We start from the raw sequence: 15,925 nt of genomic DNA, 5'->3' as shown, positions 1-15,925 counted from the left end.
AGAGGCGCTGCCGCTACGCGCTCTCTCAAGCCCCCGCGCTGTACGCCGCAATCGCCGCCATATTCACTATGTCGCTATCCTTCGCATTCAGCGAAACGATCTGAACCGGCTTGTTCAGGCCGACCAGCAGCGGGCCGATGACGGTCGAGCCGCCGAGCTCCTGCAGCATTTTGGTCGAGATCGAGGCCGAGTGGAAGGCCGGCATGACCAGCACGTTAGCGGGGCCGGTCAGCCTGATGAACGGGTACTGCGCCATGGCGCGGGCGTTGAGCGCCACGTCGGCGGCCATCTCGCCGTCATACTCGAAATCGACGCGGCGCTTGTCGAGGATGCGCACCGCTTCCTGGACGCGCTCGGAGCGCTCGCCCTGCGGATGGCCGAAGGTCGAATAGGCGAGCATGGCGAGCCTTGGCTCGTAGCCCATGCGGCGGGCGAAGCCGGCGGCCTCCTCGGCGATGTCGGCGATCTCGACAGCATTCGGCATATCGTGCACGGCGGTGTCGGCGACAAGCACGGTGCGACCCCGCGCCAGTACGATCGACACGCCGATGACGCAGTGGCCGGGCCTTGCGTCGATGACGCGACGGATGTCGTCGAGCGCCGTCGAATAGTTGCGGGTAACGCCGGTGACGATGCCGTCGGCATCGCCCAGCGCCACCATGCAGGCGGCGAAATGGTTGCGGTCGTTGTTGATAAGCCGCTGGCAGTCGCGGAACAGGAAGCCTTTGCGCTGCATGCGCTCGTAGAGATAATCGGTGTAGACCGAGTTGCGCCGCGACAGCCGCGCATTGATGATCTCGATGCCTTGCTTGCCGAGGTCGATGCCGGCGTTCCTGGCGTTTTCCTTGATGATGTCGTCGCGGCCGAGCAGGATGGCGGTGCCGAGCCGCTGGTTCACATAGGAGACGGCGGCGCGCATCACCTGCTCCTCCTCGCCCTCGGCAAAGACGATGCGCTTGGGCTGGCGGCGCACCCGGTCGTAGATGCGCTGCAGCGTCGAGGCGATCGGGTCGCGGCGGGCGGAAAGCTCCTGCGCGTAGCGGTCGAGATCGAGGATCGGCTTGCGGGCGACGCCGGAGTCCATCGCCGCCTTGGCGACCGCGATCGGGATCGCCGATATCAGCCGCGGATCGAACGGCACCGGGATGATGTAGTTGGGGCCGAATTTCGGCCGGTTTCCCTGGTAGGCGGCGGCGACGTCGTCGGGCACGTCCTGGCGCGCCAGTTCCGCCAGCGCCCGGGCGGCGGCGATCTTCATGTCGTCGTTGATGGTGGTCGCCCGCACGTCGAGCGCGCCTCGGAAAATGTAGGGGAAGCCAAGCACGTTGTTGACCTGGTTGGGATAGTCGGACCGTCCGGTCGCCATGATGGCGTCAGTGCGGATCTCGGCGACTTCTTCCGGCGTGATTTCGGGGTCGGGATTGGCCATGGCGAAGATGATCGGGTTCTTGGCCATCGACTGCACCATCTTGGTGGTCAGCGTGCCCTTGGCCGAGAGGCCGAGGAACACGTCGGCGCCGTCCAGCGCCTCGGCCAGCGAGCGCGCGCCGGTTTTCACGGCGTGCGCCGATTTCCACTGGTTCATGCCTTCCGTGCGGCCCTGGAAGACGACGCCCTTGGTGTCGCACAGGATGATATTTTCTGGCGCAAAGCCCATCGCCTTCATCAATTCGATGCAGGCGATGCCGGCAGCACCCGCGCCGTTGCAGACCATCTTGGTGGTCTTCATGTCGCGGCCGGTGACCTCCAGCGCGTTGATCAGGCCGGCGGCCGAAATGATGGCGGTGCCGTGCTGGTCGTCATGGAAGACCGGTATGTCCATCAGCTCGCGCAGCCGCTGCTCGATGATGAAGCATTCCGGCGCCTTGATGTCCTCGAGGTTGATGCCGCCGAAGGAGGGCCCGAGAAAACGCACGCAGTTGATGAATTCGTCGGCATCCTCGGTATCGACCTCGAGGTCGATCGAATCGACGTCGGCGAAGCGCTTGAACAGCACCGCCTTGCCTTCCATCACCGGCTTCGAGGCCAGCGCGCCGAGATTGCCTAGGCCGAGGATGGCGGTGCCGTTGGAGATGACGGCGACCATGTTGCCGCGAACCGTGTAGTCGAAGGCGCGGCTCGGGTCCTCGGCGATGGCGAGAACCGGCACGGCGACGCCCGGCGAATAGGCAAGGCTGAGATCGCGCTGCGTCGCCATTGGTTTTGTAGCGACGATCTCCAGCTTGCCCGGACGCCCCATTGCATGGAATTCCAATGCCTCCTGGGCGCTGACGGAGGGCCCGTTGCTTTCGGTTTTCTTGGCCATGGTACTTTTGGTTTCCTCGCCCGTACGGCACCGCTTGCAATAGGTGCGCATGCTTTCTTTTGTGGAAGGTTCGGGATTAAGGCTACACTTCGCCGCTGTAAACCGCCAAGCATGGCTTGGAAAATTTTGGAAGCAGCTTCTTGAACGACGAGACGCCCATTCGAAGCGACAACGCCACGCCGGCCTTCGCGCCGGCGACGCCGATGATGGAGCAGTATATCGAGATCAAGGCGGCGAACCCGGATTCGCTGCTGTTCTACCGCATGGGCGATTTCTACGAGCTGTTCTTCGACGATGCCGAGAAGGCGAGCCGGGCGCTCGGCATCGTGCTGACCAAGCGCGGCAAGCATCAGGGGCTCGACATCCCGATGTGCGGCGTGCCGGTGCATGCCGCCGACGATTATCTGCAGAAGCTGATCGGCCAGGGGTTCCGCGTCGCCGTCTGCGAGCAGATCGAGGATCCGGCCGAGGCGAAGAAGCGCGGCGGCAAATCGGTGGTGCGCCGCGACGTCGTCCGGCTGGTGACGCCAGGCACCATCACCGAGGACAAACTGCTGGCGCCGTCGGAATCGAGTTTTCTGATGGCGCTGGGACGGGTCAAGGGCGGCAGCAGTGATCACGCTTTCGCCTTGGCCTGGATCGAGATCTCGACCGGTGTCTTCCGCGTCGCCGAAACCACCGCCGACCGGCTGCTCGCCGATGTCTTCCGTGTCGACCCGCGCGAGCTGATCGTCGCCGAGCCGGTGTTTTACGACCCGGAGCTGAAACCGGTATTTGACGTGCTCGGCCGCGTCGCCAGCCCGCAGCCGCCGTCGCTGTTCGATTCGGCATCCGCTGCCGGCCGTATCGCCCGCTTCTTCGAGGTGGCGACGCCTGACAGTTTCGGCACATTTTCGCGCGCCGAGCTGTCGGCGATCTCAGGCGTCGTCGCCTATGTCGAGAAGACGCAGAAAGCCGAGCGGCCGCCGCTGTCGCGGCCGCAGCGCGAGGAGCAGGGCTCGACCCTGTTCATCGACCCGGCGACGCGCGCCAATCTGGAGCTGCTGCGCACGCTGTCCGGCAGCCGCGACGGGTCGCTGTTCAAGGCGATCGACCGCACGGTGACCGGTGGCGGCGCAAGGCTGCTCGCCGACCGGCTGATGGCGCCGCTGACCGACCCGGCGGCAATCGCAGCAAGGCTGGACTCGGTGTCGTTCTTCCGCTCCGAGACGCGCCTCTGCCAGGCGGTGCGGGCAAGCCTGAAGAGCGTCGCCGACATGCCGCGCGCGCTGTCCAGGCTGGCGCTCAACCGCGGCGGCCCGCGCGACCTCGGCGCGCTGCGCGCCGGTTTCGAAGCGGCCGGCGCCATCGCCGAACTGTTCGGGCAAACCGCCTTGCCGGGCGAACTGACCGCGGCGTTGGGAGCTATCAAGGCACTGCCCGGTGAGCTGGCGACGCATCTGGCACAGGCGCTCGGCGACGAGCTGCCGTTGCTCAAGCGCGACGGCGGCTTCGTCCGTTCCGGCTACCACGCCGAACTCGACGAGATGCGGGCGTTGCGTGACGAGTCGCGAAAGGTCATCGCCGGGCTGGAACGCTCGCTGATCGACGAGACCGGCATTCGCTCGCTGAAGATCAGGCACAACAATGTGCTCGGCTACTATATCGAAGTCACCGCCAATCACCATGCGCTGATGACCGGCAGCGACGGCGCCAAGGCGCGCTTCATCCATCGCCAGACGATGGCCAACGCCATGCGCTTCACCACCACGGAACTCGCAGAACTGGAAACCAAGATCGCCAACGCCGCCGACCGGGCGCTGGCGATCGAGCTTGCCGCCTTCGAGGCGCTGACGGCGGAAGTCGTCGGCCAGGCCGACAGGATCCGCGCCGGCGCCGAAGCGCTCGCCGTGCTCGACGTTTCGGCCGCACTTGCCCTGCTTTCCGAAAGCGAGGCCTGGTGCCGCCCCCTGGTCGATGCGAGCCTTGCCTTCGAGATTGCCGGTGGACGCCATCCGGTGGTCGAACAGGCGCTGCGGCGTTCCGGCGAAGGCCCGTTCGTCGCCAATGATTGCGATCTGTCGCCGCAAGGCGATGCTAAGGCCGGCGCGATCTGGCTGCTGACCGGTCCCAATATGGGCGGCAAATCCACCTTCCTCAGGCAAAACGCGCTGATTGCCATCCTTGCCCAGACCGGCTCCTTCGTGCCGGCGGCATCAGCCCATATCGGCGTCGTCGACCGGCTGTTTTCGCGGGTCGGCGCCTCCGACGACCTGGCGCGCGGTCGCTCGACCTTCATGGTCGAGATGGTCGAGACGGCGGCGATCCTCAACCAGGCCGGCGAACGCGCACTGGTCATCCTCGACGAGATCGGCCGCGGCACCGCCACCTTCGACGGCCTGTCGATCGCCTGGGCGGCGGTCGAATATTTGCACGAGAAAAACCGCTGCCGGGCGATCTTCGCCACGCATTTCCACGAGATGACGGCGCTCGCCGGAAAACTGCCGCGGCTCTCCAACGTCACCATGCGGGTCAAGGAATGGGAAGGCGACGTGGTCTTCCTGCACGAGGTCGGCAAGGGTGCCGCCGACCGTTCCTACGGCGTCCAGGTGGCGCGGCTGGCCGGCCTGCCGGAAGCCGTCGTCGGCCGGGCCAAGGAAGTGCTGCACCAGCTTGAAGCCGGCGAGGTTTCGGGCAAGGCCAACCGCCTGGTCGACGACCTGCCGCTGTTTTCCGTGGCGGCGAAGCGGGAAGCGTCGAAGCCGGCGAAGAGTAATGGGCTGGGTGAAGCGCTAGCGGAGATCAATCCCGACGAGATGACGCCACGCGAGGCGCTGGAAGCGCTGTACCGGCTGAAGGGGATGGCTGGGAAGTAGTGCTTCTGCAATCGGAGCGGCGTCGCCGAAACCGCCAATCTCCCCCCTCGTGGGGGAGATGTCCGGCAGGACAGAGGGGGGCGCTGTCCCTCAGACCTGTCCATCGATTGCACGTGCATGGTTGCGTAGGTCTTCTGCGCGCATAGGTTTTGACCGAAAGGTTAGCGATCCTTCACGCCCCCCTCTGCCCTGCCGGGCATCTCCCCCACGAGGGGGGAGATCGGCAGCTTCCCCCTCAAATCATCGCCAGGCCCGACTTCCGCCTCGGCGGCGGGAAGGCGCGGTCAATTTCGGCGAAATCTTCGCTCGTGAGCTCGATGTCCAACGCCGCGACATTCTGCCGGATATGCTCCGGGCGGCTAGCTTTGGGAATCGCGATCACCCCGTCCTGCGCCATCGCCCAGGCAAGCGCGATCTGCGCCGGCGTCGCACCGTGGCGATCGGCGATGGCATCTAACCTGGCGTTGCGCGCCAATACCCCCTGATCGACCGGCGAATAGGCCATCAGCGGCATGCCGCGTTGCCGGCTCCACGGGGCGAGATCGAACTCGACGCCGCGCTGCGACAGATTGTAGAGCACCTGGTTGGTCTGGACATTGCCGCCGGCCGGCAACCGGACCAGCTCCTCCATCTCGCCGGTATCGAAATTGCTGACGCCCCAGTGGCGGATCTTGCCGGCTGCCTTTAACGCTTCGAACGCCTCTACCGTTTCCATCAAAGGCACGCTGCCCGGCCAATGCAGCAGATAAAGATCGATGCGGTCGGTGGCGAGATGCCTCAGGCTGTTCTCGCAGGCCCGTTTCACGCCGGTGCGCGAGGCATTGGACGGCAGCACTTTGGAGACCAGGAAAACCTCGTCGCGGCGCCCGGCGATGGCCTCCGCCACCACCTCCTCGGCGCCGCCGCTGGCATACATTTCGGCGGTGTCGATCAGCGTCATGCCGAGATCCAGCCCGAGCTTCAGGGCATTGGCCTCGTCGGCACGGCGGCGAGCGTCTTCGCCCATCTTCCAGGTGCCCTGGCCGAGCACCCGCACGGCTTCGCCGCACGGCAGGGTGGTCGTTCGTATCGTCGATGGCATGGCATGCTCCAGTCAGGCGACATCATAGCCGCCAAAGCGAATCCAGGTGAAGCCTCTTCCCCGGATTCGCTCTGATAGCGTGACGCCTACTTCACCGGATGGGCGGCGAGCCAGTCCTGCATCTGCTTGATCTCGGCTTGCTGCGCGGCGATCACTGCTTCGGCCAGCTTGCGCATTTCCGGATCCTTGCCATTGGCGAGCTCGATCTTGGCCATGTCGATGGCCGCCTGGTGATGCGGGGTCATGCCGCGGGCGAAATCGACATCGGCATTGCCGGAATATTCGATCGCCATCATGTCGGTATGCATCTTGTCCATCGCCGCCTTGTAGCCCTCGGTCGAGGGGCTTTGCGCGCCCATTGCGCCCATGTCGTGCTTCATCTCCTCGGCTTGTGCCGGAACGCTTTCGAGGAAAACGGCAAGCAGCATTCCCGCCGCCATCATCAAAAGCACGATCTTCTTGGCCAAGGTCATTCATCGTCTCCTTTTTCGAACAGGGTCTATCTGGAAGGTTTACTCAGAGTTTCAACGTCCTGAGCCGCAATGCGTTGGCGATGACCGAGACCGAAGACAGGCTCATCGCCGCCGCCGCGATCATCGGCGACAGCAGCGTGCCGGTGAGCGGATAGAGCACGCCGGCAGCTACCGGCACGCCAAGCACATTGTAGAGGAAAGCGAAAAACAGGTTCTGGCGGATGTTGCGGATCGTTGCGCGAGCCAGCGTGCGAGCCCTGACGATACCGTTGAGATCGCCCTTGACCAGCGTAATTCCCGCACTTTCGACCGCAACATCGGCACCGGTGCCCATGGCGATGCCGACATCGGCGGCGGCAAGTGCCGGCGCATCGTTGACACCGTCGCCGGCCATGGCGACGCCGGCACCGCCGGCACGCAACTCCTCGACCAGCGCGTTCTTCTGTTCGGGCAAGAGCCCGGCACGCACCGCGTCGATGCCGAGCTTGGCTGCGATGGCCTTGGCGGTGCGCTCGTTATCACCGGTCGCCATGACGATTTTCAGCCCACTGTCATGCAGCGCCTTGATCGCCTCGGCGGTGGTCGCCTTGATCGGGTCGGCAACGGCAACGAGACCGGCGAGCCTGTTGCCGACGGCAACGAACATCGCCGTCTTGCCGTCGGCCTGCAGCGCCTCGGCGCTGGCCTGGACCGATGCGGTATCGATGCCGAGATCGGCCATCATTGCGGCATTGCCGAGCGCCACTTTCTGTCCCGAGACCGTGCCAGAAACACCCTTGCCGGTGATTGCATCGAAACCGCTCGCGTCGGCAACCTTCAAGCCGCGTTCGCGGGCGCCTTCGACGATGGCCTCGGCCAGCGGATGCTCCGAGCCTTTTTCCAGCCCAGCGGCGAGCGCCAACAGCTCGTCCTGTGCCATGCCTTCGACGGCAACGACGTCGGTCAGTCGCGGCCGGCCTTCGGTCAGCGTTCCCGTCTTGTCGACGATCAGGGTGTCGACCGAGGCAAAGCGTTCGAGCGCCGCCGCTTCCTTGATCAGCACGCCGGCATGCGCGCCGCGCCCGGTGGCGGTCATGATCGACATCGGCGTCGCAAGGCCGAGCGCACACGGACAGGCGATAATCAGCACCGAGACCGCCGAGACGATGGCAAAGACCAGGCTGGGTTCCGGTCCGACGATCGCCCAGGCGATAAACGCAATGACGGCAACCAGCACGACGGCCGGGACGAAGTAGAACGAGACGCGGTCGGCCAGCCCCTGGATCGGCGCGCGCGAACGCTGCGCCTTGGCGACCAGCTCGACGATGCGCGCCAGCGTCGTCTCGGCGCCGATCTTTTCGGCGCGCATGATCAGCGAGCCGTTCTTGTTGAGCGTGCCGCCGGTGAGGTTGTCGCCTTCGGTCTTTTCGACCGGCAGCGGCTCACCTGTAATCATCGATTCGTCGATGGAAGAACGCCCTTCGAGCACAATGCCGTCGACCGGCACGGCATCGCCAGGCCGGACACGCAAGCGGTCGCCGGCCTTGACGGTTTCGAGCGGCACGTCGTTTTCGGAACCGTCCGAGCCGATCAGCCGCGCCGTCTTCGGCGCGAGGTCGAGCAGCGCACGGATCGCCGAGCCGGTTTTCTCGCGGGCGCGCAATTCCAGCACCTGGCCGAGGAATACCAGCGCGACGATTACCGCCGCCGCCTCGAAATAGACCGGCACGGTGCCGTCATGGCCGCGGAACTGGTGCGGAAAGAGGCCTGGAAACAGTGTGGCGACGACGCTGTAGAGATAGGCGGCACCGACGCCGAGCGAAATCAGCGTCCACATGTTGGGGCTGCGATTGAGGATCGAATCCCAGCCGCGGTGGAAGAACGGGAATGCCGCCCACAGCACCACCGGGCTGGCCAGCGCCAGTTCCAGCCAGACCTTCGCACGGTCATCGATGAAGGCCTGGAACGTCAGGCCGAGCATCGGTGCCATGGCGATGACCAGCAACGGCACGGACAGCACCGCGCTCACCCAGAAGCGCCTGGTGAAGTCGACCAGTTCGGGGTTCGGACCCTCGTCGCCGGTCGGCACCCCCATCGGCTCCAGCGCCATGCCGCAGATCGGGCAGGAGCCGGGCTTGTCGCGTATGATTTCGGGATGCATCGGGCAGGTGTATTGCGTGCCCTTGGGCATCGCCTGCGGCGCCGGCCTGTCGCCGAGATATTTTGCCGGCTCGGCCTCGAACTTCGCCTGGCAACCGGCGGAGCAGAAATAGAAGCCTTGGCCCTCGTGCCGCAAGAAGTGCCTGGCCGTGGCGCGGTCGACGCTCATGCCGCAGACGGGATCGGTTGCGGTCAGATATTTCTGGGGTTCGGCGACGAATTTCGAACGGCAGCTTTCACTGCAGAAATGATAGCGATGGCCGCCATGCTCGGCCGTCGGCTTGCCGGCGGCCGGATCGACGGTCATGCCGCAGACCGGATCGCGGACGACGGCGTCTGCAGCAGAGGAGGCGCCCTTTGCCGAGCAGCAATTGCCATGGGCGTGATGATGGTGATCGGAATGCGTCATGCCGAAAGCCCCTGTATTTCGATGTTGGGGCGGAGGTAGTGCTTCCAGTAACTGGAAGGTCAAGGGCTGTTTTCTATTTTTCGCGCCTAAGCCCTAGCCGAACCGACCGCGGGCGCGAGATGATCGTCCTGTCGGCGGCCGTGGAGAACGCGTCCGTCCGCCCCATACCCAGCGCCGCGAAAACGCGCTATAGACGCCGCCGAAACGGCGAGGCCGAACGGCATTTATGGCAAGAATATCCCTGAAGCTCGAGGAACTAATCGACGGCGAAGCCTTGCGCCGCGAGATGACCGAACTGACCGCGGCCACGGCAGGCGATGGTTCGGGCAAGGCCGCGCGCAGCGGCGTTCTCAAGCTGCTCAAAAGCCGGCTCGCCGACGGCCGCGCGATCGCCGAACGCATGCTGATGGACGACGGCAGCGGCACCGCCTGCGCCGCCCGGCTGTCGCATCTGATGGATGAGATCATCCGCGCGCTCTACGATTTCGCTGCCACCCATGTCTATCGAGTCAAAAACCCGTCATCGGCCGAGCGCATGGCGGTCGTCGCCGTCGGTGGCTATGGCCGCGGCACGCTGGCGCCGGGGTCCGACATCGACCTGCTGTTCCTGCTGCCCTACAAGCAGACGCCATGGGGCGAGCAGATCGTCGAATATATGCTCTACATGCTGTGGGACCTCGGCCTGAAGGTCGGCCACGCCACCCGCAACATCGACGAATGCCTCAGGCTGTCGCGCACCGACATCACCATCCGCACCTCGATCCTGGAGGCGCGTTTCCTGTGGGGCGAGCAAAAGCTCTATGACGAGCTTCTGCAGCGCTTCGACCACGAGGTGGTGCGCACCACCGGGCCCGAATATGTCCAGGCCAAGCTCGCCGAACGCGACGAGCGTCACGCCAAGGCCGGCGAGAGCCGCTACCTGGTCGAGCCCAACGTCAAGGACGGCAAAGGCGGCCTGCGCGACCTGCAGACGCTGTTCTGGATCGCCAAATATTTCTACCGGGTGCGCACCGGCGAGGAACTGGTCGACAAGGGCGTCTTTACCGACGCCGAATACCGGGAATTCCAGAAGGCCGAGGACTTCCTGTGGGCCGTGCGCTGCCACATGCATTTCCTCACCGGCAAGGCCGAGGAGCGGCTGCATTTCGACATCCAGCGCGACATCGCCGAGCGGCTCGGCTACACCACCCATCCCGGCCTGTCGGCGGTCGAACGCTTCATGAAGCACTACTTCCTGGTCGCCAAGGACGTCGGTGACCTGACCCGCATTTTCTGCGCCGCGCTCGAGGAGGAGCAGGCCAAGCATGTGCCGGGCTTCAACCGCATTTTCCTCACCTTTTCGCGGCGCAAGCGCAAGCTCGCCGGCACGGCTGATTTCATCGTCGACAACCACCGCATCAACATTGCCGATGACGAGGTGTTCGAGCGCGACCCGGTCAACCTGCTCAGGCTGTTCTGGTTTGCCGACAAGCACGGCCTGGAATTCCACCCCGATGCGCTGAAGCTTTTGACCCGCTCGCTCGGCCTCGTCGGCAAGGCGCTCAGGCGCGACGAGGAGGCCAACCGGCTGTTCCTCGACATCTTGACCTCCGACCGCAACGCCGAGCTCAATCTGCGGCGCATGAACGAGGCCGGACTGCTTGCCAAGCTGATCCCTGACTTCGGCAAGATCGTCGCCATGATGCAGTTCTCGATGTACCACCACTACACCGTGGACGAGCATTTGATCCGCTGCATCGGCGTGCTGGCCGAGATCGAACGCGGCGACGGTGAAAAGGTCCATCCGCTTTCCCATTCGCTGATGCCAGGGCTGAAGAAGAGCCGCGAGGCGCTCTATGTCGCCGTGCTGCTGCACGACATCGCCAAGGGCAGGCCGGAAGACCATTCGCAAGCCGGCGCCAGGATCGCCCGGCGCATCTGCCCGCATATGGGGCTCTCGCCGGCCGACACCGAAACGGTCGCCTGGCTGGTCGAGAACCACCTCGTCATGTCGATGACCGCACAGACCCGCGATCTCAACGACCGCAAGACGATCGAGGATTTTGCCGCCATCGTGCAGTCGGTCGAACGGCTGAAGATGCTGCTTGTGCTTACCGTCTGCGATATCAGAGGCGTCGGGCCGGGGGTCTGGAACGGCTGGAAAGGCCAGTTGCTGCGCACGCTCTACTACGAGACCGAGCTTTTGTTGACCGGCGGGTTTTCGGAGGTGTCGCGCGCCAAACGGACTGCGGCGGCGCGCGAGCAACTGGCCGAGGCGCTTGCCGACTGGCCGGAAAAGGCCCGCAAGCGTTATGTCGGCCAGCACTACGAGAACTATCTGCTGGCGGTCGATCTTCCCGACCAGCTCCGCCATGCCGAATTCATCCGCGAGGCCGACCATGCCGGCAAGAAGCTCGCCACAATGGTGAAAACCCACCAGTTCGAGGCGGTGACCGAGATCACCGTGCTGGCGCAGGACCATCCGCGCCTGCTTTCGGTGATTGCCGGCGCCTGTGCTGCGGCCGGCGGCAACATCGTCGACGCGCAGATCTTCACCACTTCGGACGGCCGCGCGCTCGACACCATCCTGATCTCGAGGGAGTTCGACCGCGACGAGGACGAGCGCCGCCGTGCCGAGCGCGTCGGCCGGCTGATCGAGGACGTGCTGTCGGGCAAGAGCTGGCTGCCCGAAATGATCGAGAAGCGCACCAAACCACGGCGCGGCGCGAAGGTTTTTCGCATCCCGCCACGCGCCGAGATCCGCAACACCCTGTCGAACCGTTTCTCGGTGATCGAGGTCGAGGGGCTGGACAGGCCGGGGCTTCTGTCGGAGATCACCGGCATGTTGTCGGACCTGTCGCTCGACATCGCCTCGGCCCACATCACCACCTTCGGCGAAAAGGTCATCGACACGTTCTACGTCACCGATCTTACCGGCCAGAAGATCGACAGCCCGTCGCGTACGGCGACCATCCGCAACAGGCTGATCGCGGTGCTCGATGGCACGGCGTCCGAGCGCGGCAAGACCAAAACGGCCGCCGAGTGACTGTTACCTTCCATTTGCCCCAATCGCACAGGCAGTCTTCAAGCGCATGAGCCTTGTCAAGAAATTCGCCACGGTCGCTTCCGGCACGCTGATGAGCCGCGCCCTCGGTTTCGGCCGCGAGATGCTGATGGCTGCCGCACTCGGCACCGGGCCGATCGCCGACGCCTTCAACGCCGCCTTCCAGTTCCCCAACACCTTTCGCCGGCTGTTCGCCGAAGGCGCCTTCAATGCCGCCTTCGTGCCGCTGTTCGCCAAGGAGATCGAGACGCACGGCACCGACGGCGCCAAGCGCTTTTCCGAAGAGGTGTTCGGCGTCTTGTTCACGGCGCTTCTGGCGCTGACCATCGCCATGGAACTGGCGATGCCGCTGATCGTGCGCTACCTGGTGGCACCGGGCTTTGCCGACACGCCGGGAAAATTCGAGACGACGGTGGCACTGGCGACCGTCATGTTCCCCTACCTGATCTGCATGTCGCTCGGCGCCATGATGGCCGGCATGCTGAATTCGCTGCGCCGCTATTTCGCTGCCGCGGTGGCGCCGGTGTTCCTCAACGTCATCCTCATCGCCGTGCTTGCCTATGCCTGGTACAAGGGTTCGGATGCGCGCACCGTCGGTTTCGGTCTGGCCTGGGGTGTGCTGGCGGCCGGCCTGGTGCAGCTGGCGATCGTCTGGGCGGCGGTGCGCCATGCCGGCATTTCGATAGGCTTCCGGCGGCCGAAGATGACGCCGAACGTCAAGCGGCTGCTGATCCTGGCGCTGCCGGCGGCGATCACTGGCGGCATCACCCAGATCAACCAGCTGATCGGTACGGCGATCGCGTCGGCGCAGGACAGCGCCGTGTCGTCGCTGGCCTATGCCGACCGCGTCTACCAGCTGCCGTTGGGCGTCGTCGGCGTCGCCGTCGCCATCGTGCTTCTGCCGGAACTGTCGCGGGCGCTGAAATCGGGCAATCTGGTCGAGGCGGCCAATCTGCAGAACCGCTCGGTCGAGTTCACTTTGTTCATGACCTTGCCGGCGGCCGCCGCACTGCTGGTCATGTCCGAGCCGATCGTGCGGCTGGTCTATGAGCGCGGCGCCTTTGCCGCCAACAATTCGACGCCGACGGTCGCGGCAATCCTGGCGATCTTCGGCCTCGGCCTGCCGGCCTTCGTGCTGATCAAGGCGTTCACCCCTGGTTATTTCGCCCGCGAGGACACGCGCACGCCGATGATTTTCGCCGCCATCTCGGTGGCGATTAACATTACGACGGCACTGACGCTGTTTCCGACGATGGGCGCGCCCGGCATTGCCGTTGCCTCCGCCGTCGCCGGCTGGGTCAATGCGGCGATGCTGCTCGCCGTACTGATCCGGCGCGGCCATTGGGGCCGCGACGTGCCGCTCATGAAACGCATCCCGCGGCTGGTGCTGTCGGCGGCGGTGATGGCGGCGGCGCTCTATTTTGCCGAGCACTGGTTCGCCGCAAGGCTGGCTTCCGGCTCGCCGCTGGTGATCAAGGCGGTAACCCTGCTTGCGCTGGTCGCCGGCGGGGCGCTGCTCTACTTCGTCACCGCCTTCGCCATCGGCGGCGCAGATTTCGGCATGATCCGCCGCAATATCGGCCGGAAGGGATCCCAGCCGGTCAAGGAGCAATCTCCGGATTCATGAGGCGGAAAATTCGTCAGCGCCAATTTTGTTCTTGCTTTGTGCCGGCAGCTATGCTACTAATTTCGGTATGGTGCTAATTGGCTCCAGCGACCCGCCCGCCGAGGCGGGTTTTTGTTTCTGGTCGGCGCCATCCCCTCAAACAGCCTTCTGTTCGGCCAAGGCCAAAGCCCTGCGCGCCCTGGCCAACGCCCCTCTTGATCGTCTCCTCGCTCTCGTCCATAAGCGCGCCGTCGCAAGACTTTCGCCGCGCGCGAAACGGCCCTCCACAAGCCAGGGAAACACCATGACCGACCTCAACCAGTCCCCCTTCAAGCCGCTCGTCTTTTCCGGCGTTCAGCCAACCGGCAATCTGCATCTCGGCAACTATCTCGGCGCCATCAAGAAATTCGTCGCCCTGCAGGACACCTCCGACTGCATCTATTGCGTCGTCGACCTGCATTCGCTGACCGCACAGCTCGTCCATGAGGATCTTCAGGACCAGACGCGTTCGATCACCGCGGCGTTTCTCGCCTCGGGCATCGATCCGACCAAGCACATCGTCTTCAACCAGTCACGGGTGATGCAGCACGCCGAGCTTGCCTGGATCTTCAACTGCGTGGCGCGCATCGGCTGGATGAACCGCATGACGCAGTTCAAGGACAAGGCCGGCAAGGACCGCGAGAACGCCTCGCTCGGCCTGCTCGCCTATCCCTCCCTGATGGCCGCCGACATCCTCGTCTACCGCGCCACCCATGTGCCGGTCGGCGACGACCAGAAGCAGCATCTGGAACTGACCCGCGACATTGCGCAGAAATTCAACAACGACTTTTCGGACCGCATCGCAGCGCTTGGCGTCGGCGTCGAGATGCAGGTCGGCGAGGAGACGGTGAACGGCTATTTCCCGCTGACCGAGCCGGTCATCGGCGGCCCAGCGGCGCGCATCATGTCGCTGCGCGACGGTTCGAAGAAGATGTCGAAGTCGGACCCGTCGGACCTGTCGCGCATCAATCTGACCGACGATGCCGATGCCATTTCGAAGAAGATCCGCAAGGCCAAGACCGATCCGGAGGCTTTGCCCGGCGAACTGGACGGGCTTGCCGGCCGGCCGGAAGCGGAAAACCTCGTCGGCATCTATGCCGGCCTCGCCGAAATATCGAAAGAGGCGGTGCTGACGGAATATGGCGGCCAGCAGTTTTCGGTGTTCAAGCCGGCACTGGCCGACCTTGCGGTGGAAAAGCTGGCGCCGATCGCCGGCGAGATGCGCCGCATCTCCGGCGACCGCGCCTATGTCGACGCGGTGCTGCGGGATGGCGGCGAGCGTGCCGGCGCATTGGCCGAAGCGACGATGAAGACCGTGCGCGACATTATCGGTCTGCTGCAGGGCTGAGCTGCACCAATATCGCCACAGCCGCCGGTCGCTTGCGGGCGGGCTGTGGCGGTGGCAGATTGCGACCGAAACCATCGAACAGGGTGAATATGGTCTCCAAACGCCTCAGCCGCGAAGCCGGTCATCGCCGCAAGTTCCTGGCGATCATCGACGACACGCCCGAATGCGAGCGCGCCGTCGCCTACGCCTCGAAGCGGGCGCAAAGCACGGGCGGCGTGCTGGTGCTGCTCTATGTCATCGAGCCGGATGATTTCCAGCACTGGCTGGGCGTCGAGAAGATCATGCGCGAGGAGGCGAACGCCACGGCGCGCGCCGCACTGGACAGCTACGCCAACAAGGTGCGCCAGAAGCTCGGCATCGAGCCGGAGCTGGTGGTGCGCGAGGGCAAGCCGACCGAAGAGATCCACAAGCTGATCGAGGAAGACCAGGACATCGCCATCCTGGTGCTGGCGGCAGGCGCCGGCAAGGAAGGACCCGGGCCGCTGGTCGGCGCGGTCGCCGGCAAGGGCGCCGCCTTTCCCATCCCGGTCACGGTGGTGCCGCAGAACCTGTCGGACGAGGAGATCGACAGCCTCGCCTGAGATGTGCTGATATTCAGGTGAGGCCGGCCTGCAAATGGCGGCTTCC

9 protein-coding genes are annotated in these 15,925 nt (G+C 64.8%); 5 read left to right on the top strand and 4 right to left on the bottom strand.

Annotation, left to right across the window (positions count from 1 at the left end):
• Positions 1 to 25: 25 nt before the first annotated feature.
• Complete coding sequence (locus tag NKJ46_RS13175) at positions 26 to 2,305, bottom strand: NADP-dependent malic enzyme (protein WP_352488031.1); 2,280 nt, start codon at positions 2,303 to 2,305, stop codon at positions 26 to 28.
• Between the two features lie 203 nt (positions 2,306 to 2,508).
• Here NKJ46_RS13175 and mutS point away from each other — a divergent pair, with 203 nt between their 5' ends.
• Complete coding sequence (gene mutS, locus NKJ46_RS13170) at positions 2,509 to 5,160, top strand: DNA mismatch repair protein MutS (protein WP_352665478.1); 2,652 nt, start codon at positions 2,509 to 2,511, stop codon at positions 5,158 to 5,160.
• 235 nt (positions 5,161 to 5,395) lie between these two features.
• Here the strand turns inward: mutS and NKJ46_RS13165 are convergent, their stop codons facing one another.
• The 3 genes from NKJ46_RS13165 to NKJ46_RS13155 form a co-directional block, all read right to left on the bottom strand.
• Positions 5,396 to 6,241: an aldo/keto reductase gene (locus NKJ46_RS13165; protein ID WP_352665390.1), complete on the bottom strand. Its 846-nt coding sequence runs from the start codon at positions 6,239 to 6,241 to the stop codon at positions 5,396 to 5,398.
• 86 nt (positions 6,242 to 6,327) lie between these two features.
• Entirely contained in the window at positions 6,328 to 6,714 is a 387-nt protein-coding gene (copM, locus tag NKJ46_RS13160) for a CopM family metallochaperone (RefSeq protein WP_352665388.1), read from the bottom strand.
• Positions 6,715 to 6,757: 43 nt separating this feature from the next.
• Positions 6,758 to 9,262 carry a heavy metal translocating P-type ATPase gene (locus tag NKJ46_RS13155; RefSeq protein WP_352665387.1) on the bottom strand — a complete coding sequence of 835 codons (2,505 nt, stop codon included), beginning with the start codon at positions 9,260 to 9,262 and terminating at the stop codon, positions 6,758 to 6,760.
• 226 nt (positions 9,263 to 9,488) lie between these two features.
• Here NKJ46_RS13155 and NKJ46_RS13150 point away from each other — a divergent pair, with 226 nt between their 5' ends.
• From NKJ46_RS13150 to NKJ46_RS13135, 4 genes are all read left to right on the top strand, one after another.
• A complete protein-coding gene (locus tag NKJ46_RS13150; protein ID WP_352665386.1) occupies positions 9,489 to 12,287 on the top strand; it encodes a [protein-PII] uridylyltransferase in 2,799 nt (932 codons plus the stop codon).
• A 46-nt stretch (positions 12,288 to 12,333) separates the two neighbouring features.
• Positions 12,334 to 13,932, top strand: coding sequence for a murein biosynthesis integral membrane protein MurJ (gene murJ, locus NKJ46_RS13145; RefSeq protein WP_352665385.1), 1,599 nt, complete (start codon positions 12,334 to 12,336; stop codon positions 13,930 to 13,932).
• Positions 13,933 to 14,215: 283 nt separating this feature from the next.
• Entirely contained in the window at positions 14,216 to 15,298 is a 1,083-nt protein-coding gene (gene trpS / locus NKJ46_RS13140; protein ID WP_352665384.1) for a tryptophan--tRNA ligase, read from the top strand.
• A gap of 89 nt (positions 15,299 to 15,387) precedes the next feature.
• Positions 15,388 to 15,879: a universal stress protein gene (locus tag NKJ46_RS13135; protein ID WP_352469977.1), complete on the top strand. Its 492-nt coding sequence runs from the start codon at positions 15,388 to 15,390 to the stop codon at positions 15,877 to 15,879.
• Positions 15,880 to 15,925: the final 46 nt, after the last annotated feature.

Origin of the sequence: Mesorhizobium sp. M0166, assembly GCF_040322255.1 — a bacterium.
Classification (GTDB): Bacteria; Pseudomonadota; Alphaproteobacteria; order Rhizobiales; family Rhizobiaceae; genus Mesorhizobium.
Note: the sequence above shows the minus strand (reverse complement) of the source record. Positions and strands in the feature narration are given on the sequence as shown.